Annotated in this window: 22 protein-coding genes and 4 tRNA genes; 23 read left to right on the plus strand and 3 right to left on the minus strand. The window is 48.2% G+C overall.

Annotated features, from left to right (window positions below):
* Positions 1-5 precede the first annotated feature (5 nt).
* The 5 genes from K5X84_RS01420 (at position 6) to envZ (ending at position 5,968) form a co-directional block, all read left to right on the plus strand.
* The gene (locus tag K5X84_RS01420) at positions 6-758 is read left to right on the plus strand and encodes a hypothetical protein (protein ID WP_222236360.1); all 753 of its coding nucleotides are present in this window, start codon (positions 6-8) and stop codon (positions 756-758) included.
* A gap of 100 nt (positions 759-858) precedes the next feature.
* Entirely contained in the window at positions 859-3,414 is a 2,556-nt protein-coding gene (locus K5X84_RS01425; protein ID WP_222236361.1) for an EAL domain-containing protein, read from the plus strand.
* Between the two features lie 3 nt (positions 3,415-3,417).
* Positions 3,418-3,840, plus strand: a complete 423-nt coding sequence (locus K5X84_RS01430) for a potassium channel family protein (protein WP_054490728.1) — start codon at positions 3,418-3,420, stop codon at positions 3,838-3,840.
* A 92-nt stretch (positions 3,841-3,932) separates the two neighbouring features.
* On the plus strand, positions 3,933-4,658 hold the full coding sequence (ompR, locus tag K5X84_RS01435) for an osmolarity response regulator transcription factor OmpR (RefSeq protein ID WP_143441135.1): 726 nt from the start codon (positions 3,933-3,935) through the stop codon (positions 4,656-4,658).
* On the plus strand, positions 4,658-5,968 hold the full coding sequence (gene envZ / locus K5X84_RS01440; protein ID WP_222236365.1) for a two-component system sensor histidine kinase EnvZ: 1,311 nt from the start codon (positions 4,658-4,660) through the stop codon (positions 5,966-5,968). The genes ompR and envZ overlap by 1 nt, the downstream gene beginning before the upstream one ends.
* 6 nt (positions 5,969-5,974) lie before the next feature.
* Here the strand turns inward: envZ and sthA are convergent, their stop codons facing one another.
* On the minus strand, positions 5,975-7,393 hold the full coding sequence (gene sthA, locus K5X84_RS01445) for a Si-specific NAD(P)(+) transhydrogenase (protein ID WP_222236366.1): 1,419 nt from the start codon (positions 7,391-7,393) through the stop codon (positions 5,975-5,977).
* 109 nt (positions 7,394-7,502) lie between these two features.
* On the opposite strand from sthA, the gene nudE reads away from it, so the two are divergent.
* Both nudE and cysQ read left to right on the plus strand, forming a co-directional pair.
* Positions 7,503-8,078, plus strand: coding sequence for an ADP compounds hydrolase NudE (gene nudE, locus K5X84_RS01450; RefSeq protein ID WP_404813266.1), 576 nt, complete (start codon positions 7,503-7,505; stop codon positions 8,076-8,078).
* A gap of 11 nt (positions 8,079-8,089) precedes the next feature.
* Positions 8,090-8,902, plus strand: a complete 813-nt coding sequence (gene cysQ, locus K5X84_RS01455) for a 3'(2'),5'-bisphosphate nucleotidase CysQ (RefSeq protein WP_199494046.1) — start codon at positions 8,090-8,092, stop codon at positions 8,900-8,902.
* On the opposite strand, the gene K5X84_RS01460 is transcribed toward cysQ, so the two are convergent.
* Entirely contained in the window at positions 8,874-9,110 is a 237-nt protein-coding gene (locus K5X84_RS01460) for a YheU family protein (protein WP_222236367.1), read from the minus strand. The two genes, cysQ and K5X84_RS01460, sit on opposite strands and share 29 nt — an antisense overlap.
* Entirely contained in the window at positions 9,107-11,020 is a 1,914-nt protein-coding gene (locus K5X84_RS01465; protein ID WP_222236370.1) for an ATP-binding cassette domain-containing protein, read from the minus strand. The genes K5X84_RS01460 and K5X84_RS01465 overlap by 4 nt, the downstream gene beginning before the upstream one ends.
* A gap of 81 nt (positions 11,021-11,101) precedes the next feature.
* Here K5X84_RS01465 and K5X84_RS01470 point away from each other — a divergent pair, with 81 nt between their 5' ends.
* The 16 genes from K5X84_RS01470 (at position 11,102) to tuf (ending at position 24,322) form a co-directional block, all read left to right on the plus strand.
* The gene (locus K5X84_RS01470) at positions 11,102-11,305 is read left to right on the plus strand and encodes a YheV family putative zinc ribbon protein (protein WP_054490719.1); all 204 of its coding nucleotides are present in this window, start codon (positions 11,102-11,104) and stop codon (positions 11,303-11,305) included.
* A gap of 20 nt (positions 11,306-11,325) precedes the next feature.
* Positions 11,326-12,846, plus strand: a complete 1,521-nt coding sequence (locus K5X84_RS01475) for an NAD(P)H-hydrate dehydratase (protein ID WP_222236372.1) — start codon at positions 11,326-11,328, stop codon at positions 12,844-12,846.
* Positions 12,839-13,297, plus strand: coding sequence for a tRNA (adenosine(37)-N6)-threonylcarbamoyltransferase complex ATPase subunit type 1 TsaE (gene tsaE, locus K5X84_RS01480; protein WP_054490714.1), 459 nt, complete (start codon positions 12,839-12,841; stop codon positions 13,295-13,297). The genes K5X84_RS01475 and tsaE overlap by 8 nt, the downstream gene beginning before the upstream one ends.
* Entirely contained in the window at positions 13,294-14,604 is a 1,311-nt protein-coding gene (locus K5X84_RS01485; protein ID WP_222236374.1) for an N-acetylmuramoyl-L-alanine amidase, read from the plus strand. Before tsaE ends, K5X84_RS01485 begins: the two co-directional genes overlap by 4 nt.
* Positions 14,604-16,337, plus strand: a complete 1,734-nt coding sequence (gene mutL / locus K5X84_RS01490; protein WP_222236376.1) for a DNA mismatch repair endonuclease MutL — start codon at positions 14,604-14,606, stop codon at positions 16,335-16,337. Before K5X84_RS01485 ends, mutL begins: the two co-directional genes overlap by 1 nt.
* The gene (gene miaA / locus K5X84_RS01495; RefSeq protein WP_222236378.1) at positions 16,327-17,277 is read left to right on the plus strand and encodes a tRNA (adenosine(37)-N6)-dimethylallyltransferase MiaA; all 951 of its coding nucleotides are present in this window, start codon (positions 16,327-16,329) and stop codon (positions 17,275-17,277) included. Before mutL ends, miaA begins: the two co-directional genes overlap by 11 nt.
* A 177-nt stretch (positions 17,278-17,454) precedes the next feature.
* Positions 17,455-17,712 (plus strand): RNA chaperone Hfq, encoded by a 258-nt coding sequence (gene hfq / locus K5X84_RS01500; RefSeq protein ID WP_054490705.1) that lies wholly within the window; start codon positions 17,455-17,457, stop codon positions 17,710-17,712.
* 24 nt (positions 17,713-17,736) lie between these two features.
* Positions 17,737-19,026 carry a ribosome rescue GTPase HflX gene (hflX, locus tag K5X84_RS01505; protein WP_222236380.1) on the plus strand — a complete coding sequence of 430 codons (1,290 nt, stop codon included), beginning with the start codon at positions 17,737-17,739 and terminating at the stop codon, positions 19,024-19,026.
* A gap of 41 nt (positions 19,027-19,067) precedes the next feature.
* A complete protein-coding gene (hflK, locus tag K5X84_RS01510; RefSeq protein WP_054490701.1) occupies positions 19,068-20,222 on the plus strand; it encodes an FtsH protease activity modulator HflK in 1,155 nt (384 codons plus the stop codon).
* A complete protein-coding gene (gene hflC, locus K5X84_RS01515) occupies positions 20,222-21,115 on the plus strand; it encodes a protease modulator HflC (RefSeq protein ID WP_054490699.1) in 894 nt (297 codons plus the stop codon). The genes hflK and hflC overlap by 1 nt, the downstream gene beginning before the upstream one ends.
* A gap of 102 nt (positions 21,116-21,217) precedes the next feature.
* Positions 21,218-22,516 carry an adenylosuccinate synthase gene (locus K5X84_RS01520; protein ID WP_199495208.1) on the plus strand — a complete coding sequence of 433 codons (1,299 nt, stop codon included), beginning with the start codon at positions 21,218-21,220 and terminating at the stop codon, positions 22,514-22,516.
* Positions 22,517-22,666: 150 nt separating this feature from the next.
* A tRNA-Thr gene (locus K5X84_RS01525) sits at positions 22,667-22,742 on the plus strand.
* Positions 22,743-22,761: 19 nt separating this feature from the next.
* A tRNA-Tyr gene (locus K5X84_RS01530) sits at positions 22,762-22,846 on the plus strand.
* 45 nt (positions 22,847-22,891) lie between these two features.
* Positions 22,892-22,966 (plus strand) — tRNA-Gly (locus K5X84_RS01535).
* Between the two features lie 12 nt (positions 22,967-22,978).
* Positions 22,979-23,054, plus strand: a tRNA-Thr gene (locus K5X84_RS01540).
* Positions 23,055-23,137: 83 nt separating this feature from the next.
* A complete protein-coding gene (gene tuf / locus K5X84_RS01545; RefSeq protein ID WP_199495133.1) occupies positions 23,138-24,322 on the plus strand; it encodes an elongation factor Tu in 1,185 nt (394 codons plus the stop codon).
* Positions 24,323-24,343: the final 21 nt, after the last annotated feature.

Consider the following 24,343-nt stretch of genomic DNA (forward strand, 5'->3'; position numbering starts at 1 on the left):
TGCTAATGATTGCTATGCATTTTACTTTAACCCGTCAAATGCCACCAGCGGCCGGAATGATGGCTCTGTTAGGCCTTGCTGTTGTTGTCGGCGCCGTATCACAAATTTACCTGGCGAATATTCTGACCTACCCCATGGAGTGGTTTGATGCAATTGCCTACGAACTGGAGGTTATGCTGGCCAGTGTATTGCATCTGGTTGGTTTTTATTCTGAACTACCCTGGCCGACACCATCGCGCATAGCACGATCGATTGACGTGGGCGTGTTTGGTGGCCTTCTCTATATTGCATCCGAAGTGTTGTACGTTATTGCCGTGGTGGTTGTCGCGACCCGACAGGCAACTCAGAGTGGCTCAGCGCCGAGCGCGAAAGTGCCGAAGAAGCTGATTTCGTTTTACCTTGTCATGGGTCTAATTTATACATTCAGTTTCTTTTACCTTGGTATGTTCATTGCTGGCATAGCGAGTACCTATGAAATGGCGTTTTCAATGATTCTGAACGCCGATAGTATACAGAAGATGATTTTGTACGGTTTGCCCTGGAAACTGGTGCTTTTTGTTCCGCTTCAGTTGGCTTTGTTGGTTGGACTTTGGACAAAGCAAAGCTGGTTCAAACGCGCTTTTCTGGCATACCTTCTGTTAGACGTTCTTTACTACGCCGCGTTTACTCTGTCGGCCTTAAGTTACGGGATTTATGTCGGGCTTATTGTCAGTCTACTTGCGTTGCTTCTATTTTTACCTTACTTCCTTAGAAAGTGAGCTATTGATAACTAAATGTCCGCAGCAGTAACAGGGCTTTTCACAGCGTGGAAATAGGCCTATTCTAGGCCTATACAACTTATTAACTTAAGGTATCTTTTTGCGAAACCTTCTTGTTATTATTTTTCTGTTATTAGCTGCGGCGCCTTTAATGGCACAGGATAAAACACTCAAAGTGGGTGTGTATCATAATCCGCCGAAAATTATGTTCGATGAATACGGAAAGTTAAGCGGTATTCATGGTGAGCTATTAATGGTTGTTGCCGAGCGCCACAATTGGCAACTTCTGCCTGTTGAATGCGATTGGGAGCAATGCCTGACGTTTTTGCAGCAGGGGAAAATCGATATTCTTCCGGATGTTGCCAAAAATGATGCCCGGGCTCAATGGGCAGAGTTTCATGAGGAAGCCGCGTTGCTTAGCTGGTCGCAACTGTATGCCGCTAAGAATGAAAAAATTACCAGCCTGCTGGACTTAAACAATAAACGTGTCGCGGTTTTGAAAGGGTCTGTACAGGAAAGCTACTTACAACAACTGATTGAAAGCTTTGAATTAAAAAGTGAGCTTTATCCGGTGGAAAGTTTTAGCGAAGGTTTTGACGCTGTGCTCACGGGTAAAGCGAACGCTGTTGCAACCAATCAGTTTTTCGGGAACCAGCAAGTGGTTGACCGAAGCGTTCAGATGACGCCTATCATGTTCCTGCCAAGTGAACTCTTTTTTGCCGTATCTCAACAGTCAAGTTCAGACATTCTAACCACAATAGATAACGAGCTTAAGCGCTTAAAGGCCGACGAGAACTCAGTTTATTACCAAATAATTGAACGCTGGAGTTCTCAACAAAAAGCAGTCAGTGTTCCTTTCTATGTGTGGTGGATAATAGCAGCACTGGTGTTACTTGCTGTGGGCGTGCTGTTCTTTAATCAGCTGTTAAGACGCAAGGTTGCAGACAAAACAAAAGCTCTGGCGCAAAGTAAATACCGTTTAAATACCATTCTGGATAGCGTTGAAGCCTACATTTACATTAAAGATAAAGACCTAAGATATCAGTATGCGAACTGGCAGGTGTTAAAGCTGTTTAAGCTGGAGCTTGAAGATATTATTGGCAAAACCGATTATGATTTGTTCGATAAGACCACGGCCGACCAGCTTAAGAGTTATGACAGCAAAGTGCTGGAGAGTGGACACCGGTTAGCTCAGGGTGAGGTGAATAATCTGCCCGGTGAGAAAGAGATCCATCAATTTTGGTCAGTTAAAGTTCCGCTATTTGATTCAACGAACCAAGTGATCGGACTGTGCGGTATTTCCACAGATATTTCCGAATACCAGAATATGAAGGAAGAAATCCAGTCTCTTGCCTACTTTGATCCCTTAACCGGGTTAGCAAACCGACGTTTTATGCTTGAACGCTTAAACGAAGAGTTTGACCTTTACCAGAGTGGCGGCGGAGACGGCGTATTGGTTATGCTCGATATTGATCACTTCAAAAAGATTAACGATAGCTTTAGCCATGACACCGGAGACGAACTGCTCATTTTATTTGGTCAGAGGTTGGAGTCTGAACTACGCCAGGCTGACAATGCCGGGCGTTTAGGCTCGGACGAGTTCATGGTGTTGTTGAAAAGTGAAAAAGGCCAAAGTTTACGTGACGACAGTAATTTACGTCAGCGATTACAAGTACTTTTAGAGCGGCTGGGGGAGCCTTATAAGCTGGGCGGCAGTCTTGAATCAGTGTCAGTGAGTATGGGCATTACCTTGTTTTCCGATGCACAAAGTCCGGGTGACTTAATGCAAGCTGCAGATTTGGCGTTATCGCAGGCAAAAGATGTCAACGCATCGAAGCTGCAATTCTTTAATACCGGAATACAGCGGGAGTTTAATTATCGACAGCAGCTCATTGCAGCTTTGCGAAAAGCGATAAAATCTGAATCACTGGAAATCTATTTACAGCCGCAATACCAGCAGGTATCACCCGATTCGGCTTTAAACTGTTTAGGTTTTGAGGCCTTATTGCGTTGGTGCGATGAGGAGCTTGGCTGGGTCTCTCCCGCTGAGTTTATTCCATTAGCAGAGAGTCAGGGGCTCATGCCCGACCTGCACAGACTGGTGCTTGATCAGGTGTTGTCTAGCATCCCGAGGTTGCAGCGTTCCGCTCTTGAGTGTGGTGTGCGGGTTGCTATAAATGTCAGTGCCAGTCAGTTTAAAACCGAAGGTTTTGTTGAAGATATTGAACAACGGTTGCTGGCAACAGGCATACCGGGTGAGTTGCTGGAATTAGAAGTCACAGAAAGTATGTTGATTGACGATATTGAGCATACTGCGAACAACATGGAGCGGCTTAAAGCTCTGGGTGTCACGTTCGCTTTAGACGACTTTGGTACGGGATATGCCTCGTTAGGTTATTTAAAACGCTTGCCGCTGAACTCACTGAAGATAGATCAGTCTTTTATTCGGGATTTGCACACCAACAATAGTGACGAAGCCATTGTGCGCACTGTAATCGCTTTAGGAAACAGCCTGGATTTAGACATTATTGCTGAGGGCGTGGAAACCGAAGAGCATTTGCTTAAGCTTCAGGAAATGGGCTGTTTTCGTTTTCAGGGGTATTATTTTGCAAGGCCAGAGCCGGTCAGCTTTTGGACCTCCAGTGAGAAAGATTAAGTTATGCTGATATCCTTTTTGTGTAATTCTATTGTGGTTGGCTTGGCGGTTATTTTTCATTATGAAGCGCTAAACCGGATAGGCTGGCTTATTACCCACATGAGAATGTTTAGCCAAATTCGACTCATGTTTGGGGTCATACTTGCTATTATCGCTCACACTGTCGAAGTTGCCATTTTTGCTGTTGCCTATTACCTCATGCACCACGAACAAGGGTTCGGCACCTTAGTAGGAAACTTTGACGGCAGCTTTTTAGATGCCTTGTACTTTTCTTTTACGGTTTTTACTACGGTGGGTTTTGGTGATATTGAGCCATCAGGCACCTTAAGGTTCTTAACCGGTGTTGAGGGCCTAACAGGACTGGTTTTAATTACCTGGACGGCTTCTTTCCTGTATGTCGAAATGCAGCGTTATTGGCACCGGTAGTTGAAACATTTGCTAACAGAAGCCTGCTTCTATAACGCCGCTAAGCAGTGTATCTTTATGGTTAAGGCACGGCAGCTTGGAAAACAAAACTGATGATGCAGGAAACATTAAAAATTTTGGTAGTGGATGACGATGCGCGGCTTCGAAGCTTGTTGGAACGTTATCTTACTGAGCAGAACTTTCAGGTACGAGTCGCGCAAGACTCGGAGCAAATGGACCGTTTGCTGACCCGTGAGAATTTTAATTTACTGGTATTAGATCTGATGCTGCCGGGTGAAGACGGGCTGTCTATTTGTAAACGTCTACGCAGCGAAGGTAATAACCTGCCGGTTATTATGCTGACTGCCAAAGGCGATGAAGTTGACCGTATTATTGGCCTGGAGTTGGGGGCTGACGATTATCTGGCAAAACCCTTTAACCCCCGCGAGTTGCTGGCGCGGATAAGGGCGGTATTGCGTCGCCGCGGTACCGAAGTACCTGGTGCACCTTCGCAGGAAGATCAGGAAGTCACTTTTGGTGAGTTCAGACTGAACCTGGGAACTCGTGAAATGTTTCGTGGCGACACACCAATGCCGCTGACCAGTGGTGAGTTTGCTGTTTTGAAGGCCTTAGTCAGCAATGCTCGTCAGCCGCTTTCCCGCGATAAACTAATGCACCTTGCACGCGGGCGTGACTACAGCGCACTGGAACGCTCTATAGATGTTCAGGTGTCACGCTTACGTCGTATGCTCGAAGTTGACCCCACTAAGCCGCGTTATATTCAAACGGTCTGGGGCTTAGGTTATGTGTTTGTACCGGATGGTCAGCTGAAGTCCTGATGAAGTTATTTCCCAAGTCAGCGTTTGCCCGCACGGTTGCGCTGCTGGCTCTTGTATTGCTTATTAACCAGCTCGTCTCTTACGTGATGGTGAGTAACTATGTTGTCCGGCCTTCCATTGAGCAAATTAATGAGTTGGTGGCTAAGCATATCCGCACTATGTTCATTCCTCGTCAGCATTCAGCTGAAACCGAACGTGAACTGATGTCTTATTACACTGAAGCCACTGGCATAGAAGTGTTTAATGACACTGAAGCCGAGCAGCAGGGCTTGAGCAACTCCACCTATTACGGCTATTTGTCGGATGACATGAGCGACATGCTGGGCGGGGAGTCACAGGTTAGAGTTGCTCAGGGGCAAAAGTTTTACCTTTGGGTAAAGCCACCCCGGGCGCCCGACTTCTGGATACGTGTTCCGTTGGATAGCATGCAGCGCGGACAGTTCTCTCCGCTGGTGATGTACTTGGTGTTAATTGGCCTGTTGAGTGTATTCGGCGGTATGCTGTTTGCTAATTGGCTGAACAGGCCACTTAAAGCACTGGAAGAATCGGCGCGCAGAGTAGGGCGAGGAGAATTCCCTGAGCAACTGCCTGAAAAAGGCGCAAACGAAATTATGGCGGTAACCCGGGCTTTTAACCAAATGTCGCGGGGTATTCGTGAGCTTGAAAACGACCGTAACCTGTTAATGGCAGGGGTTTCTCATGACTTAAGAACGCCACTGACGCGCATTCGCCTGGCCGCTGAAATGATGCCGCAGGAAGACGGTTCTCTGGCTCAGGGGATCGTTGAAGATATCGATGACATGAATGACATTATCGATCAGTTTATTGATTATGTCCGTCTTGATCAGCAGGAGCGCAGCAGCAAAGAGTCTCTTAATGAACTCATTGAGCAAACGGTGGCGAATGTACCGGACAACTGGACAAAGCAATTTGAACTTGATTTAGGGACGTTGCCTTTGGTTTGGTTGCGCCCGTTATCGATGAAGCGCGTCATTATTAATTTGATGGAAAACGCTGAGCGTTACGGTAAGCAGCGGGTTGTGGTCAGCTCTGGTCACGATAAAAAGCAAAAACGGGTCTGGTTCCGGATAACCGACGACGGCCCTGGCATTCCCGAGGAACAACAAGAGAAACTCTTTGAGCCTTTCACTCAGGGTGATAAAGCGCGTGGTGGTGTAGGCTCAGGGCTTGGGTTGGCAATTATTAAGCGTATTGTTGATCGTCACGACGGCGATATAAAACTGCAAAACCGCCCGGAAGGCGGTTTGTGTGTCCGAATTGAGCTGCCGCTGTACCAGAAACGGCAGTAACCTGGCTTATTGCAGCAGGCGGTTAATGCCATTTAATGCGGCAACGCGGTACGCTTCTGCCATAGTCGGATAGTTAAAGGTGGTGTTGACGAAGTAATCGATGGTATTACCACCGTTTTTCTGCTCCATAATAGCCTGACCAATGTGTACTATTTCTGAAGCCCTTTCACCAAAGCAATGAAGACCCAGCAGCTCTCTGGTTTCGCGGTGGAATAACAGTTTCAGGCAACCCACATCGGCACCCGATATTTGCGCCCGGGCAAGATGCTTGAACTGAGCTCGGCCAACTTCATAAGGCACTTTCATTTCGGTGAGCTCTTCTTCGGTTTTACCCACTGAACTGATTTCCGGAATGGTATAAATACCGGTCGGTATGTCACTCACCAGAACTTTGTCACAGTCGCCGTTAATAATGGCTGAGGCACAGATGCGGCCCTGATCGTAAGCGGCACTGGCTAAGCTGGGGTACCCAATAATGTCACCCACTGCATAGATATTTTCCACGGCTGTCTGGTAGTTGTCATTCACCTCCAGTTGCCCGCGGTAGTTGGGCTCAAGGCCTACAGACTGACAGTTTAGCTCTTCTATGTTACCGGAACGGCCATTAGCAAAAAGCAGGCAGTCGGCAGCCATGGTTTTGCCGGACTTGGTTTTCAGAACGACTTTATCGTCATAGCCAGTAATGGTGTCATATTCTTCGTTATGGCGGATGACCACGCCGCTGTTGCGTAAGTGGTAGCTGAGCGCATCGGAAATTTCAGCGTCCAGAAAAGACAGCAAACGTTCGCGTTGATTAATGAGATCCACTTTAACGCCCATTCCACGGAAAATACTGGCGTATTCACTTCCGACCACACCTGCACCATAAATTAAAATGGTTTTAGGCTCGTGTGACAATGACAGAACCTTGTCTGAGTCGTAAATGCGGGGGTGCGAAAAATCGACGTCTTCGGGATTATACGGCCGGGAGCCGGTCGCGATAACAACATGTTTTGTAATCAGGTCATCCACCGAACCGTCTAGCTTAGTTACCCGAATACGGTTCTTGTCTAAAAATGAGGCCTTACCGTGTACGACGGTGACATCATTGCGGTCGTAAAACGAACTGCGCAGCTTGACCTGTTTGCGGATAACCGACTCGGCGTAGTGCAATATGTGGCTGAAAGTCATGCCGCTTTGCCAGCCTGGCCCAGAGAACAGTGGGTTGTTATTGTACTCAATTAAACGACTGACCGAGTGGCGCAGGGCTTTTGATGGAATGGTCCCCCAATGCGTGCAGCCGCCGCCAAGAGCTTTATGTTTTTCTACAATGCCAACGTTGTAGCCGCTTTTGGCCAGTTGCATAGCAGCGCCTTCGCCGCCGGGGCCAGTACCGATGACAACCACATCGTATTCAGTTTCGGTTTCAGGCTTTATTGCAGTCATATTACTCGCTTCACTACCGGTGGACGGGTTTTAGATAGTAGCACTCTATAAGAAAAGCGTAAATTGACACTGTTTTCTGTGCGCAGACTCGTTATAGTAAAGAGAGACAATGACTTGGACCTGTCGTATGAGTAAAGAAAAACAAGTCCCGCAAATTTTATCCCGTCGCGTTGTTGCGCAAAGCAGGCTAATGCGTGTAGAAGCGGTTGATCTTAAGTTCAGCAATGGTGAGCAGCGCCAGTTTGAGCGTATGAAAGGCAGCGGCCGTGGCGCGGTAATGATTGTTCCCTGTATTGACGATGACACCTTATTGCTTATTCGCGAGTATGCAGCAGGTCTGCATGACTATCAGCTAGGCTTTCCCAAAGGGCTTATCGATCCGGGCGAAACACCAGAAGAAGCAGCACAGCGCGAGTTGAAAGAAGAAGTTGGCTACGGTAGTCACCAGCTTGAGTTTCTAATGGAATTGAGTCTCGCGCCTCAGTTCTTTTCCGCGAAAATGAGTGTTTTTGTCGCTCGTGACTTATACCCTGAGAGCTTGCCGGGAGATGAGCCTGAACCTCTGGAAAAAGTTACCTGGTCTATCAGTGACATTAATAACCTGTTTGCTCAGCCCGACTTTTCAGAAGCTCGCAGCGTTGCTGCGCTGTTAATGTTGTTGCGTAACCAGGGTGAGGGCCGCTAGTGGCAGAAACCATGCTGAATAGACTGAAAGAGATTGCGACAGAAGCTGGTGGCGTTATTTTGTCCATGTACGAAAGACGTGACTACAGTACGGCAGAAAAGACCGATGACTCCCCCGTAACGACCGCCGATATTGTCGCCAGTGAGTTGATTGAAGACCGGCTTAAACAATCTTTTCCGGGCATTCCTGTGATTTCTGAAGAAAGTGAGCACCAGGACTATAACGAGCGCCGTCAGTGGAAGGCCTATTTCATTATCGACCCTATTGACGGAACTCAGGAGTTTATTGCCCGCTCGGGTGACTTTGCCGTAAACATTGCTTATGTGGAACACAATGAACCGGTTATTGGTGTTATTTTCTGGCCGGTAGGTGAAGCGCTTTATTACGCACAAAAAGGGTTGGGAGCTTTTAAAAAGGACGCCACAGAAAGTCGGTCTATTAATGTCCGTAAGTTTAATGACCCCAAGACCGACCCCATTATTATTGCCATTAGCCGTCGCCAGGCCCGGGAACCGGTGCTAAACCGCCTTCAAACTGAGCGAGATGTACAGCCTCTGCCAACCGGAAGCTGTTCGCTAAAAGCTTGCTTCATTGCCGAAGGCAAAGCCGATTGCTTTTTACGGCTGGGGCCAACCGGCGAATGGGATACAGCCGCGTCTCAGGTAATTGTAGGCGAAGCCGGGGGGCGTATCGTTAATGAAAACTTTGAGCCAATTACCTACAATCGAACGGTCAGTTTGCTAAACCCTAACTTTCTGGTTTTGGGTGACCAAAGCGTCCCCTGGGACGAGATCTTCATTGCTCGCCAGGCTCGCTTCCGGTAACACTGTCTTTATCGACAATATCGACGCTCTCGTGTAATTCGGAGAAAACAATAACAGCCTCGCCGGACTTCAATCGTTGCTTCAGTTGCTCGACTTTTGTGTCGAAACTGAGTTCCTGACTGCCGTAATCTGTTCCTTCTCTCAGTACTACGGATTCGAGTAAATTATTCAGTGTCTCCTGATCCACTTCCTGCCAGGGAATAATCATTTGTCCTCCGTTTGCTGTAGTTCTTCGGTTAGCTCTGCCAGCTCTTCTTCCGCTGTCATCCAGACGCTCTCTTGTTGTTGTAAGTCTTTCTGCGCTTGCGCCTGTTGGTCTAATAGTTTCTGTAACTTAGCTTTGTTGGCATCCTCATAGAGGCTGCTGTCGCTGAGTTGCTCATGAATATCGGCTAACTTCTGCTCCAGCGTGTGAATGCTCTTTTCAGCTTTTTCTATTTGCTGGCGCAAGGGTTTGGTTTTCTGCCGAGCTTCGGCTTCTTTGCGTTTTTGTTGCTTGCGGTCGTCCCGCTGCCGTGTGACTGGTTGCTCGCTGCGTTTGTCATTGGCTGCCTGTTGCTGCAGCCAGTCATGGTAGGCCTCTAAATCGCCGTCGAAGGTTTCTGCTTTACCATCGGCAACCAGGCAGAACTCATCAACAGTAGTGCGTAGCAAGTGTCTATCGTGCGAAACCACAATCAGCGCGCCTTCGTATTCCTGCAAAGCGGCAACCAGAGCGTCACGTAATCCTAAGTCTAAATGGTTGGTCGGCTCATCCAGCAGCAATAAATTTGGCCGTTGATAAATAATCAGCGCCAGGGCTAAACGCGCTTTTTCACCGCCTGACATGGGTTCAACCGAGCGGGTTGCCTGATCTCCGGAAAAGCCAAAGTTACCTAAAAAGTCACGCAGCTTCTGTTCACTGGCTTGCTTGTCTATGCGCTGTAAATGCAACAGCGCCGATGCTGCCAGGTCCAGAGTTTCCAACTGATGCTGAGCAAAATAACCAATACTGAGCCCCGGGTTAACCAGCCGCTCTCCGGCCATAGGTTCTAATTCCCCCGCCAGCAGTTTAATCAGCGTTGATTTACCGGCGCCGTTACGGCCAAGTAACCCTAAGCGGGTACCTGGCACCAGGTTGAGCTTAATTTTCTCTAGTATGGTGGTGTCACCATAGCCCGCTTTGGCGTCACGAAGCGTCAGCAGTGGATTAGGTAACTTTTCCGGCGTCAGAAAGTGAAAATCGATGCCGCTTTCGGCGCGAAGTGGCGCCTGGTTGGGCAACTTTTCAATGGCTTTTAAGCGGCTTTGTGCCTGTTTGGCTTTGCTGGCCTTATAGCGAAACCGATCAACGTAGGCTTGCAAGTGTTGCCGCATAACCTGTGCTTTTTCGTACTCACTCTGTTGTTGAGCCATATGCTCTGCACGCTGGCGCTCAAACTGAGAGTAATTACCGCGGTAACTGTTCAGCTTCTTATGCTCAATGTGAACAATATCGGTGGTTACAGAGTCGAGAAAATCACGGTCGTGCGATATCAGTAACAGCGTTCCATCGTATTGCTTTAGCCAGCTTTCCAGCCAGAAAATCGCATCAACGTCTAAGTGGTTGGTTGGCTCATCCAGCAGCATTAAATCGGCACGGGCAATCAGTACCTGTGCCAAATTAAGACGCATACGCCAACCACCGGAAAAGGCTTTCACCGGTTGTTGCAGCTGCTGCTGAGTAAAACCAAGGCCGGCCATTAAACTGGCCGTTCTGGGCTGAATGTCGTAGGCACCAATTGCAGCGAGTTTGTCGTGACAGTGCGCAATGGCTTCGCCATTATTGTCGGCCTCGGCTTTGGTAAGTTGCGCTTCTAGCTGACGGAACTCGGCGTCACCGTCCATTACATAGTCGATAGCGGACTTATCCAGTGCCGGAGTGTCCTGTGCTACGCTGGCTATGCGCCAGTCGGCGGGTAAATGTATGTTTCCGCTGTCGGCACTAAGCTCACCACGCAGCAAGGCAAACAGCGATGACTTGCCGCAGCCATTGCGGCCTACCAGGCCAACGCGGTGTCCCGGGAATACTTGTAAGTCACTGTCTTCAAATAAAACATCACCGCCACGCAACAAGGTGATAGCTTCAGCACGGATCATAAACTACTCTTCATTTTGTACAGCTGTTCAGCTGCGGTATCATAGACATGTTCTGCTCACAATTCTAACACAGGAGCTGTTGTGGCTAGAGAAAAGAAGCGATTTATTGCCGGGGCGGTTTGTCCCAAATGCGATGCCATGGACACGCTCATGCTTTTTATCGAAAACGATATCGAACAAGTTGAGTGCGTGCAATGTAAGCACCGGTTTAGTGAGCCCAAGGAGCAGGGTGGTGGTAGCGAGCGTCAGTTTGACCAGGTCATTGGCGTATTTAAGCCAGACTAACGCACTATTGGGGAGGCACTATGACAAACACCGACGGTAGCCGTTATGAAAACTGCCTTTATCGTGTTGAGCAATTGCAGAAAGGCGAAAAAAAGGCAGCTGAAGCCAGCGCAATGAATATGATGCAGCTGATGTCAGCCGCTGGTAAAGCCGTTTTCAAGCAGTTACAAAGACGCTTCCCGGCACCGGCGCGTATTGCTGTATGTTGCGGTGAGGGCAATAACGGGGGCGATGGTTACATTATTGCCCGACTGGCTCATGAGGCGGGGTATCAGGTGCAAGTATTTGCTCTAAAGCCCAATGCAGAGCTTTCAGACCCCTTAGAATCTGATGCGCACCGGGCTCGCTCAGCCTGGCGCGAGCAGGGGGGCAACGAAAAAGCCCTGCTCGATTGTGTACCTGATCAGTTTGACCTTGTGGTAGATGCGTTGTTTGGTGTTGGACTTAATAGAGCCCTCGAGGGAGACCCCGTGACCTGGGTACAACATGTCAATGCCAGTTCTACGCCGGTGATCTCAGTCGATGTGCCTTCTGGTTTAAATGCCGATAACGGCCATGTTCCCGGTGCTGCCGTGCGCGCCCACCTAACGGTAAGTCTGGTGGCATTAAAGCGCGGTTTACTCACAGGTAAAGCTCAGAACCATACGGGTGAGCTTGTTTTAGAGGACTTAGGCATTGGTGAGACTTTTAAGCAGCAAAATGAAGCCGACTGGTTTCGGGTCGATGCCGGAGGGTTAGGTAATTGGCTACCTGCCCGGGCGCGCTGCACTCATAAAGGCGAACAAGGCCATGTGCTTATCGTGGGTGGACAACCGGGTATGTCAGGGGCGGTGATACTGGCTATGAAGTCCGCCTTGCGAGCAGGTGCCGGTAAAGTTTCAGTGGCCTGCCACCCCGACGTACAAGCAATTGTTGCAGCGGCGCAGCCAGAAGCTATGGTGCATTCTATTAAGGACGAAGATACGTTAAAGCCGTTGTTACGTGATGCCTCGGCGATTGCTCTTGGTCCCGGGTTAGGGCAAAGCCGTTGGAGTCACGATGTGTTTTCACAAGTGATGAAGGCGGATGCGTTGAAAGTGATAGACGCCGATGGGTTGAATTTACTGGCAAGTTATCCAGCCCGGTCGTCAAAGTTACTGCTGACGCCACACCCGGGAGAGGCGGCCAGGTTACTGCAAACGACAGCTGATGAAGTGGAAGCCGATAGGTTTTTAGCGGTAACACAACTACGCGAAAAGTACGGTGCTCAAGTTCTACTTAAAGGCGCCGGCTCGCTGCTGGTCACCGATCGCGGGAGATGCTTGATTGACAGAGGTTCACCGGCAATGGCGTCGGGTGGTATGGGTGATTTATTAACGGGCTTGATAAGCGGCCTGTTAGCGCAAAGAATGGCACCGGCACAGGCATTAATTGCTGGCGCCTTATGGCATGCCATGGCTGGCGAAGAAGCAGGAAAAGATGGCGAGCGGGGAACCTTAGCCTCTGATTTGTTGCCCTATATACGGCGGTTGGTGAATGGATATGGAAGGGACGATGACTGAGGTACACCACTGTAAATTAGCGAATGAAGCTGAGACGCTGGCGCTTGCGAAGAAATTTTCAGAAGTTTTACAAGCTCCTTTGGTGGTCTATTTGAAAGGGGAATTAGGTGCCGGTAAGACAGCATTTTGTCGTGGTGTTATTCAGGCTTTAGGCCATTGTGGCGCGGTAAAAAGTCCTACCTACACCCTTGTAGAGCCTTATCAGCTGCAGGGATGGCGTATTCACCATTTTGATTTGTATCGGCTGGCTGATCCGGAAGAGCTTGAGTACATGGGAATTCGTGATTATTTTGCCGAAGATACGCTAAACTTTATAGAATGGCCTGATAAAGGCTATGGCTGGCTACCGGGAGCGGACATAGAAATCCGAATCGAGTATGCTGGTGAAGGACGTAAAATAACTTTCAGTGCGCTAACTGAAGCCGGACAAAGAATAATTAAAACATTATGATGCAGCGATTTTGGGTGTTTTTGTTTGCTTGTGTTCCTCTGTGGGCATGGGCTGACAATAGTGTAGACAGTGTAAGGGTGTGGCCATCTCCGGATAAAACGCGGGTGGTCTTTGACCTGTCTGATACACCGGACTATTCCTATTTCACGCTTTATCAGCAAAAGCCTTATCGGCTGGTTATTGATTTCAACAATACGTCGCTAAAAGCGGATTTGAATAATTTGGGTAAAGACTCTCTGCTGGTGGATAAAATTCGCACCAGTTCGCCCAAAAACTCCCGTAGCACTCGCATCGTTATTGAACTGGATTCAAAAAGTGACGCGAACCTGTTTACCCTTCCGGCTAACGACTCTTATAAAGATCGCTTAGTGGTGGACTTACCGGGTAAGTCGATTGAGCGCAGCGGACCGGCAAAGTCCGTTTCTGAACTGAAAGACAGGCGCGTAACCGTTGCCATTGACGCTGGTCATGGTGGTGATGATCCCGGCTCTATTGGTCCACGCGGCACCTACGAGAAGCACGTCGTTATTCGTATCGCGCGGGCGCTGGCTAAGCTGATTAATGATGACCCGGGTATGCAGGCTTATTTGATTCGTACTGGTGATTACTACGTAGGCCTTAATGAACGCCCGCAGAAAGCCTGGGATGCTAAAGCGGACTTCTTTGTTTCGATTCACGCTGATGCCTTTCATTCACCTCAGCCCAATGGAGGGTCTGTGTGGGTGCTATCAAAACGCCGGGCGGATTCCGAAGTGGGTCGTTGGCTGGAAAACCGCGAACAGCAATCGGAGTTGCTGGGTGGGGTAACGGACATCCTCAGTAAAAATGGACACGAGCCTTATTTGGCTGAAACTCTACTGGACATGTCAATGGACAGTTCTATTGCCGGTGCCTATAGTGCGGCAAAACACATTATTGATGAAATGTCAGCAGTAACCAAAATGCATAAGCGCACGCCACAGGCTGCTAGCCTGGCCGTGCTAAAATCACCAGATAAACCGTCATTACTGGTAGAAACAGGGTTCATTTCTAACCCCAGAGAAGAGCAACTGCTAACCAGTAATGCCCATCAGCAAAAACTGGCGCGAGCGCTTTATAATGGTATCCGGCGTTATTTTGTCAGTAACCCAATCGACAATACTTACTTGGCCAATCAAAGTAGTTTTACCTATACCGTGAAGTCGGGTGACTCTTTGTCTGTTCTCGCTCAGCGTTATAACACTACCGTCAAAGCCATTAAATCTGAAAATAGTCTGGCCAGTAATACGCTTAAAATTGGCCAGAAGCTGACGATCCCGAGTCGCTGATGGCTATTCAGCAGTTACCCATTGAGCTGGCGAACCAAATTGCTGCGGGTGAAGTGGTTGAACGCCCTTCGTCGGTGGTTAAAGAGTTAGTTGAAAATGCGCTCGACGCCGGTGCAACCCAGTTAGTACTGGATATAGAACAGGGCGGCAGCAAGCGAATAAGAATTCGTGATAACGGCTGCGGTATCGTTAAACAGGAACTAACGCTGGCGTTAAGCCGGCATGCCACCAGTAAAATCAAAAGCCTGGATGATTTGGAACATATTGGCAGCCTTGGCTTTCGTGGTGAGGCTTTGGCCAGTATTAGTTCGGTTTCTCGTTTACGTTTAATATCAAAACCGCCGGAGCAAGAAGAAGCCTGGCAGGCCTGGGCCGAAGGCCGGGACATGCAGGTTAATATTGAGCCGGCAGCTCACCCCGACGGCACCACGGTTGATATTCAGGACTTATTTTTTAACACGCCGGCAAGACGTAAGTTTCTGCGTACAGAAAAAACTGAATTCACTCATATTGATGAAGTGATAAAGCGTATTGCGCTCAGTCGTTTTGAAGTTGGTTTCCAACTGAATCATAACGGCAAATCAGTCCGTATGTTTCCGCAGGCGCTGAGCGAAAAAAAACAGTTGCAGCGGTTGGCAAAAATTTGTGGTGGTGGCTTTGCTGAACAAGCTTCGACTATCGATGCGGTGGACGGAGATTTTCATTTAACTGGCTGGCTCGTTCCCCCTGAGCACTGCCGGCACCAGGGTGATATTCAATATTTTTTCGTAAACGGTCGCATGATGCGGGACAAGCTGTTGTCGCATGCGGTACGCCAGGCGTATGAAAAGTATTTGCCAAACGAGCGGGTCCCTACCTTTGTGCTCTATTTTGAATTGCCGTCAGAGCAGGTGGATGTGAATGTGCATCCGGCCAAACATGAAGTGCGGTTCCATCGCCAGCGGCAAGTGCACGACTTTATTCTGACGCGTATTGAGCAAGCTTTGATGCAGTTGGTTGCAACAGATAGCCCGCAATCTGCTGTGACTCACCAGCATCATTATGGTTCACAAGAACGCCCGTCAGGACCAACGTCGTTTCCTTCCGGCAGAGCTTCAGGCGGAAGTGTCTTAGGTGAAAGAAAAGCATCAGGTTCGTTGTTGCCAAATGCCGCCCGAGTTCAAAATAGTATCAGTAGCGGACAACCCCAGACAGAGCCAGAAGCGGTAAAATCGGAAGAAAACTGGCGGGTCCTTACGGTTTTTAATGGTGTTTACGCGCTTATTAGAAATGAACAAAACCTGGCCTGGCTAAACCTGGCAAAAGTGCATACCGAATGCGTTGCTCAAAAGCTGGTTCAACAACTGCAGGACGGGCTCAATGGCCAGCCACTGCTAGTACCTGTGGCAGTTAATTTAGCGAATTTACCGGGCCCGGCAAGTCAGTGGCCGCAACAGGAGTTGAATCAGTGTGGCGTAGTGTATCAGTGTCAGCGCGAACAGGTCATTATTGAGCAAATGCCTGAAATGCTGCGTCAGGGGAATGTGGTTAGTGGTTTTACCGAACTATTAAAGCTATTAACAGAAGGTGCTGAAACTGAGGCGTTGGCGAGTTGGCTTGCGCAGTTTGCGGGTCTTGAGTCATACAGCATCACTCAGGCTGAACATTGGCTTATCCAGTGGCGTTCACAGCTTTTTGAAGCACCGGATGTACTGCAGCGATTGCCGCTACCCGGAGAACGTCATGCACAGTAAGGACGCTGTTATAGCGATTTATGGGCCGACAGCATCGGGCAAAACGGCGTTGTCACTGGCTCTATGTAAGCAACTGGATTGCGAAATTATTTCTGTAGATTCAGCACTGATATACCGCGGTATGGATATTGGTACAGCTAAGCCCAGCGCCGAGGAACAAGCTCAAGTTCCTCATCATTTACTGGATATTCGTGACCCGGCTGAAACCTATTCCGCGGCCGACTTTCAAAAAGACGCTTTGGCATTAATTGAAGACATTCAGCAACGTGGCAAAGTACCTTTGTTGGTTGGCGGCACCATGTTGTATTTTAAAGCCTTGCTGGAAGGACTCTCGCACTTACCTGAGTCGGATGCGAGCGTACGAGAAAGGCTTTCGGCTGATTTGCGTAACAAAGGGTTAGCTGAGTTACACAAGCAACTGCAGGAAGTGGATCCGGTAAGCGCTGAACGCATTCACCCAAATGACCCTCAGCGGATTATACGTGCTCTGGAAGTGTATGAACTCGCCGGTAAAAGCCTGACGGAACTTACGCGGGAACGCTACGGTCAGTTGGATAAACCTATTTATCAATTTGCGGTGGCCCCGGCAGAACGGGAAGTTTTACACCAGCGTATCGAACAGCGCTTTGACCAGATGTTGGCACAACCTTTTGAAGACGAAGTCAAAAAGCTGTTTGACCGCGATGATCTGCATACGGATCTTCCGTCAATACGCAGCGTCGGTTATCGTCAAATGTGGCAGTACCTTGCCGGTGAACTCAGCTATGATGAAATGCGCGAGCGCGGCATTATAGCAACACGGCAGTTGGCAAAGCGCCAAATGACATGGCTACGGGGCTGGCCCGGTGTTCATTGGCTGACGACTGGCGATACCGACATGGAAGCCAAAGTATTGAGGGTAATGCAGCAGCCTGCAAAGAAATTTGACCGTCAGGATTGAAATACGACGTTCAAGCCCGCAGATCCAATTTCTGACTAAATGAGTAATTCTTAACGTTTTTCTTATTGCAAAAATTCTTTACTGGTCTAGTGTGTCTTTACAGATGACTGCAAATTGGCAGTCCTGTGGCTTACTATTTACACATTGGATATTAATAACGATAAAAAGGAATCCAAGATGGCTAAGGGGCAAACTTTACAAGACCCATTCTTAAATGCGTTACGTCGTGAACGCATACCAGTATCTATATACTTAGTTAATGGCATTAAATTACAGGGACAAATTGAGTCTTTTGATCAGTTTGTTGTCTTATTAAAAAACACGGTTAGCCAAATGGTTTACAAGCATGCAATCTCAACGGTTGTGCCTGCGCGTATCCCACAAAATTATTTGCCGCAGCAAGCCGCAGAAGATATGGCTGAATTAGAAGATTAATAATGAAAGAGAGGTCTGAACAACTTGTTCGATAGGTATGAAGGTGGCGACTACGCAATATTGGTTCATGTGGATTTACCCGCAGAAGTTGACCGAGAAGATCTCTCAGAATTACAACTCTTAGCTGATTCTTCGGGCGTGAAAACGATGGGAGTGATGACATCCAGTCGTAGCTCCCCAACTCCCCGATATTTTGTTGGTAGCGGTAAGGCGGAAGAAATTGCCGAACAGGTGAAACTGTTAGACGCCAACATTGTTATTTTTAATCACGCCCTGTCACCAACCCAGGAGCGAAACCTCGAGGCTGTTTGTAAATGCCGGGTTTTAGATCGTACGGGTCTTATTCTGGATATTTTCGCACAGCGTGCGCGTACTCACGAGGGTAAGCTGCAAGTTGAGCTTGCACAGTTGCGTCATATATCAACTCGTTTGGTACGAGGCTGGACCCACCTTGAAAGACAAAAAGGTGGTATAGGTTTACGTGGACCGGGTGAAACCCAGCTTGAAACCGACAGACGACTAATTCGCGGGCGTATTAAAAACATTTTAAAGCGTCTGGAAAAAGTACAAAAACAGCGGGAACAAGGTCGTCGGGCACGTAAGAAAGCAGATATTCCGACGGTATCGCTGGTGGGTTATACCAACGCTGGTAAGTCGACGTTGTTTAATCGCCTGACTGAGGCGGGTGTTTATGCGGCGGATCAGCTATTTGCAACGCTCGACCCAACCCTCAGAAAACTTGCCGTAGAAGATATTGGCGAAGTTATTCTGGCCGATACCGTTGGGTTTATCCGTCATTTGCCTCACGACTTGGTCGCTGCATTTAAAGCTACGTTACAAGAAACCCAGGAAGCGGATTTATTGTTGCATGTGGTTGATGTCAGTGATGAACAGCAGCAAAATAATATGGATCAGGTTGCTGAGGTTTTAGAAGAAATTGATGCGGGTGATGTACCTCAGTTAATTATTTGTAATAAAATAGATCAAGTAGACGGTGCCGAACCCAGAATTGATTACGATGATAACCAAAAACCAATAAGAGTATGGGTTTCAGCTCAACAGGGGCTTGGTATTGAGCATGTGCTGGAAGCGTTGCGGCAGATACTTGGTCCACAGATGGTTGAGCTGTCCCTTAAAATCCCGCACTCAATGGGTAAATTACGTGGTACATTATACCGTTGGAATTGCGTAACATCAGAAGATGTTAACGAAAATGGCGAACTTGCGTTGCAAGTGCGAATGTCATCGGTAGACTGGCAGCGTTTACATAAGGCCTACGGCAATCAACTGGATGACTTGGTCATCCCTGAATAAAAATTATTAGCAACAGTTTTATTAAAAACTTGGAGCACTCAATGGCTTGGAATCAACCGGGAAACGGTAATAACAACGACCGTGACCCATGGAAAAATCAAGGTGGCCGGGATCAGGGGCCACCTGATCTCGACGAAGCAGTTCGTAAACTGTTTTCCAAATTCGGTTTTGGTGGCAAGAAAGGCGGCGGCTCGGGGGGCAGTTCAGGTATCCCGAGTAAAGGCATCGGTATTATCGCAATTATTGCGTTAATTGTTTGGTTTATCGCTGGCTTCTACACAGTAAAAGAAGCCGATCGTGGTGTTGTACTGCGTTTCGGTCAATTCCATTCACTGGTTGAGTCGGGACTTCACTGGCGTCCGGTATTTATTGACTCGGTAGAGCATGTTGACGTAAACAACATTCGCTCAGATAAAACCGACGGTTATATGCTGACTCAGGACGAAAACGTGGTGCGTGTTGAACTTGATGTTCAGTATCGTGTTGTTGATCCGCGTTCTTACCTATTTAATGTCGAAGATGCTGACGGCGTATTATCCAGAGCGACCGATAGCGCATTGCGTTATGTGGTTGGTCACACAACCATGGACGAAGTTTTGACCCGTGGTCGTGAAGAGGTCAGAGCCAACACGCTGGAAATGCTGGAAAAAACGATGAATCCGTACACCGTTGGTTTACAGATCGTCGATATTAACTTACTGCCAGCTCGTCCGCCGGAAGCGGTTAAAGACGCATTTGATGATGCCATCTCAGCACAGGAAGATGAAGAACGCTTCATCCGTGAAGCTGAGGCTTATGCTCGTGAAGTAGAGCCATTGGCACGTGGTCAGGTACGTCGTATGTTGCAGGAAGCACAGGCTTACCGTGAACAAATTATCCTGGAAGCTCAGGGTGAGGTTGCTCGCTTTGAAGAGCTGTTACCTCAATATCAAAATGCGCCAGAAGTCACTCGCGAGCGTATTTACTTAGATACGTTACAAGACCTTTATGCAAAAACGCCTAAAGTATTGGTTGACGTTGAAGGTGGTAATAACATGATGTATTTACCGCTTGAAAAGCTTCTGGAAAAACAAGGTCGAAATACGAATACATTCTCTCCGACGCGTGTTCCTGAAAATGTTTCAGGTGGCTCTTCAAACAGTGGTTCAGAGTCACAAAATACGCGCAGCAGTAACCGTAGCGGAGGTCGAAACTAATGAAAAACCTAATCGCAATTATTGTTGTGGTCCTGGTCGTTCTGGGTCTGTCCTCCGTTTATGTGGTTAAAGAGGGCGAACGTGCCATCTTAATCCAGTTCGGTAAGGTAGAACGTGACGCTCAGACGGGTGAAGCCATGGTTTTCGAACCAGGTCTGCATCTTAAAATTCCTTTCATTGAGCAGGTTAAAAAGCTTGATGCGCGTCTACAGACGTTGGACGGAGATCCGGATCGCTTTGTAACAAGTGAGAAGAAAGATTTGATTGTTGATACCTACGTCATGTGGCGTATTAATGACTTCTCGACCTTTTACTTGAGTACTAATGGCGGTAACTATCTCCAGGCCGAAGCACTGCTGACACGTCGTATTAACAGTGGCTTACGCAGTGAGTTTGGTAACCGCACTATTTCAGACATCGTCTCCGGCGAGCGTGATGAGTTAATGCGCGAAGCTCTGATTCAGGGCTCAGAAAGTGCTTCAGACTTAGGTGTTGAAGTGCTGGATGTTCGGGTTATGCAAATCAACTTACCGAACGAAGTGAGTCAGTCGATTTACCAGCGTATGCGTGCAGAACGTAATGCGGTGGCGACAGAGCACCGTTCAGAAGGTCGTGAGCAGGCTGAGTTTATTCGTGCTGATGTTGACGCCCGTGTAACGGTAATGCTTGCTGATGCTAAGCGTCAGTCACGTGAATTACGTGGTGAAGGTGATGCGGAAGCAGCGAGAATTTATGCTGAGGCGTATCAAAAAGATGCTGAGTTCTTTGCCTTTATTCGCAGCATGGAAGCTTACAGTAGCTCATTCGGTACCGGCAATGATATGTTAGTGCTGGATGCGAACAGTGACTTCTTCCGTTATTTACAAAATATGATGGGAAAATCTGAAGAGTAATCAAGAATGAGCGTCTGATGTGATCATCAGGCGCTCTCCTCCGATGTACAAACCCTCCGATAAAAGGTAAGATCGCTCCGATTTTTTTTACGCGGGGCAATCATGAGTCAGAACGTTGTAATTCTAGGCACCCAATGGGGTGATGAAGGCAAAGGTAAAATTGTCGACCTGTTAACCGATAAAGCCACAATGGTTGTGCGGTATCAGGGTGGACATAACGCTGGACACACATTGGTTATTGACGGTGAAAAGACCGTTCTGCATTTAATTCCTTCAGGTATTCTACGCACCAACGTTCAGTGCGTTATTGGCAATGGTGTCGTTTTGTCACCTGAAGCGCTGATGGAAGAAATGGCCATGTTGGAAGCACGTAATGTTCCTGTTGCTGACCGTCTTCGAATTAGCAAAGCCTGCCCTCTAATTTTACCATTCCATATTGCTCTTGATCAGGCACGTGAGCGTGCCCGAGGTAAAGAGGCGATTGGAACAACTGGTCGTGGTATTGGTCCTGCGTATGAAGATAAGGTTGCCCGCCGCGGTCTGCGCGTTGGCGACCTGTTCGATATGAAACGCTTTGGTGAGAAGCTAAAAGAACTGGTCGATTACCACAATTTCTCTTTGGTTGAATACTACAAAGCCGACGCTATAGATTTTGATACTGTTCTGAAGCAATGCGAAGAATTCGCTGAAGTATTAAAACCAATGGTAGCCGATGTACCATCGTTACTGGATAAGGCTCGCAAAAACGGCGAGTCAATAATGTTTGAAGGTGCGCAGGGCACTTTACTGGACATTGATCACGGTACTTATCCTTACGTCACCTCTTCAAATACGACTGCCGGTGGCGTTGCTACAGGCGCTGGTTTTGGTCCTCGTTATATTGACTATGTGTTAGGTATTGTAAAAGCCTATACCACTCGTGTCGGTAGTGGACCTTTCCCGACAGAACTCGATTGTGAAGTGGGGCAGTATTTAGGTGAAAAAGGCCATGAATTTGGTGCAACAACGGGACGTAAACGTCGTACTGGCTGGATAGACGCCGTTGCCATGCGCCGGGCTGTACAAATCAACTCTATCAGTGGCTTCTGCTTAACTAAGTTAGACGTATTAGACGGCCTTAAAGAATTGAAAATTTGTACCGGCTACCAACTTGCTGACGGCAGTGTGACCGATCACCCGCCGTTATCTGCAGAAGATTACGAAGTTGTTGAGCCTATTTACGAAAGCATGCCTGGCTGGCAACAAAGCACAGTGGGTGTAACAAAGCACAATGAGTTACCTCCTGAAGCGCTGGCTTATATTGCCCGTATTGAAGCCTTAACAGGTGTTCCGGTAGACATCATTTCAACCGGTCCTGATCGTAAAGAAACCATCGTTTTACGGCACCCTTTTGGCAAGTAAACGACTATAGTATATGTTACTAAAAGACGGTCAGTTTTCATCCGATGTAGATAAAAACTGACCAGTCAGAACAAAAAAATCAAAAAAATTGCACGCATCTATTGCACTATCAAATTTAGTACCATAGAATGCGCTCCACCTAACCGGGGTGCCGGCATAGCTCAGCTGGTAGAGCAACTGACTTGTAATCAGTAGGTCGGGAGTTCGACTCTCTCTGCCGGCACCAATTCAAATTGCAAAATGCGGGAGGGGTTCCCGAGTGGCCAAAGGGATCAGACTGTAAATCTGACGGCTCAGCCTTCGCAGGTTCGAATCCTGCCCCCTCCACCACGCAATTTCCTTGGTTTTGAGGTGGCCTCACAAAATTGTGAATTTGCGGGTGTCGTATAGTGGCTATTACCTCAGCCTTCCAAGCTGATGACGCGGGTTCGATTCCCGCCACCCGCTCCAAATTCCGTTAGTGCTGATATAGCTCAGTTGGTAGAGCGCACCCTTGGTAAGGGTGAGGTCGGCGGTTCGAATCCGCCTATCAGCACCATTTCACTTTAGGCCCCTAATAAACCTCGGTCTTGCTTTTTAGCTTAGGTAACACACCGAAAGAATTTTGTTAGAGAGGCTGCAATGTCTAAAGAAAAATTTGAACGTTCGAAGCCGCACGTAAACGTCGGCACCATTGGTCACGTTGACCACGGTAAAACTACACTGACTGCTGCTATCACAACAGTTTTGGCAAAAGTTTATGGTGGTGCGGCGAAAGACTTCGCAGCCATCGATAACGCGCCAGAAGAGAAAGAGCGTGGTATTACTATTTCAACGTCACACGTTGAATATGACACGCCAACTCGCCACTACGCGCACGTAGACTGCCCGGGGCACGCTGACTATGTTAAAAACATGATCACCGGTGCTGCACAGATGGACGGCGCAATCCTGGTAGTAGCGGCAACAGACGGCCCAATGCCACAGACTCGTGAGCACATCCTGCTTTCACGTCAGGTAGGCGTTCCTTACATCGTAGTATTCATGAACAAATGTGACATGGTAGACGATGAAGAGCTGTTAGAGCTGGTAGAAATGGAAGTTCGTGAGTTGTTGTCAGAGTATGACTTCCCGGGCGACGACCTGCCAGTAATTCAGGGCTCAGCACTGAAAGCGCTGGAAGGCGACGAAGACTGGGCGAAGAAAATTGTTGAGTTAGCGGATGCGCTGGATTCATACATCCCAGAGCCAGAGCGTGACATCGACAAGCCGTTCATCATGCCAATCGAAGACGTATTCTCGATTTCAGGTCGTGGTACGGTAGTAACCGGTCGTGTAGAGCGCGGTATCGTGCGTACAGGCGACGAGTGTGAAATCGTTGGTATGAAAGACACCACGAAGACGACTGTTACTGGTGTTGAAATGTTCCGTAAGCTGCTTGACGAAGGTCGTGCAGGTGAGAACATCGGCGCCTTGTTGCGTGGTACGAAGCGTGACGAAGTAGAGCGTGGTCAGGTATTGGCGAAGCCAGGTACTATCACTCCGCATACTAAGTTCGAAGCAGAAGTTTACGTACTGAGCAAAGACGAAGGTGGCCGTCATACGCCATTCTTTAAAGGCTACCGTCCACAGTTCTACTTCCGTACAACGGACGTAACTGGTGCTGTAGAATTGCCAGAAGGCGTAGAAATGGTTATGCCTGGTGATAACCTGAAGTTTGTTGTGGAGCTGATTGCTCCAATCGCAATGGACGAAGGTCTGCGTTTCGCTATCCGTGAGGGTGGCCGTACCGTAGGTGCAGGCGTCGTATCAAAAATCATGGACTAATGCTGTCCTGTTGATTTTAAG

It is taken from the genome of Idiomarina abyssalis (assembly GCF_019797805.1).
Classification (GTDB): Bacteria; Pseudomonadota; Gammaproteobacteria; order Enterobacterales; family Alteromonadaceae; genus Idiomarina; species Idiomarina abyssalis.

Coding starts and splice junctions, on each gene's coding strand:
- K5X84_RS01420 (WP_222236360.1), top strand. CDS start 6: ATGATTGCTATGCATTTTACTTTAACCCGTCAAATGCCACCAGCGGCC.
- K5X84_RS01430 (WP_054490728.1), top strand. CDS start 3,418: ATGCTGATATCCTTTTTGTGTAATTCTATTGTGGTTGGCTTGGCGGTT.
- ompR (WP_143441135.1), top strand. CDS start 3,933: ATGATGCAGGAAACATTAAAAATTTTGGTAGTGGATGACGATGCGCGG.
- envZ (WP_222236365.1), top strand. CDS start 4,658: ATGAAGTTATTTCCCAAGTCAGCGTTTGCCCGCACGGTTGCGCTGCTG.
- sthA (WP_222236366.1), bottom strand. CDS start 7,393: ATGACTGCAATAAAGCCTGAAACCGAAACTGAATACGATGTGGTTGTC.
- nudE (WP_404813266.1), top strand. CDS start 7,503: ATGACTTGGACCTGTCGTATGAGTAAAGAAAAACAAGTCCCGCAAATT.
- cysQ (WP_199494046.1), top strand. CDS start 8,090: ATGCTGAATAGACTGAAAGAGATTGCGACAGAAGCTGGTGGCGTTATT.
- K5X84_RS01460 (WP_222236367.1), bottom strand. CDS start 9,110: ATGATTATTCCCTGGCAGGAAGTGGATCAGGAGACACTGAATAATTTA.
- K5X84_RS01465 (WP_222236370.1), bottom strand. CDS start 11,020: ATGATCCGTGCTGAAGCTATCACCTTGTTGCGTGGCGGTGATGTTTTA.
- K5X84_RS01475 (WP_222236372.1), top strand. CDS start 11,326: ATGACAAACACCGACGGTAGCCGTTATGAAAACTGCCTTTATCGTGTT.
- tsaE (WP_054490714.1), top strand. CDS start 12,839: ATGACTGAGGTACACCACTGTAAATTAGCGAATGAAGCTGAGACGCTG.
- K5X84_RS01485 (WP_222236374.1), top strand. CDS start 13,294: ATGATGCAGCGATTTTGGGTGTTTTTGTTTGCTTGTGTTCCTCTGTGG.
- mutL (WP_222236376.1), top strand. CDS start 14,604: ATGGCTATTCAGCAGTTACCCATTGAGCTGGCGAACCAAATTGCTGCG.
- miaA (WP_222236378.1), top strand. CDS start 16,327: ATGCACAGTAAGGACGCTGTTATAGCGATTTATGGGCCGACAGCATCG.
- hfq (WP_054490705.1), top strand. CDS start 17,455: ATGGCTAAGGGGCAAACTTTACAAGACCCATTCTTAAATGCGTTACGT.
- hflK (WP_054490701.1), top strand. CDS start 19,068: ATGGCTTGGAATCAACCGGGAAACGGTAATAACAACGACCGTGACCCA.
- hflC (WP_054490699.1), top strand. CDS start 20,222: ATGAAAAACCTAATCGCAATTATTGTTGTGGTCCTGGTCGTTCTGGGT.
- K5X84_RS01520 (WP_199495208.1), top strand. CDS start 21,218: ATGAGTCAGAACGTTGTAATTCTAGGCACCCAATGGGGTGATGAAGGC.
- tuf (WP_199495133.1), top strand. CDS start 23,138: ATGTCTAAAGAAAAATTTGAACGTTCGAAGCCGCACGTAAACGTCGGC.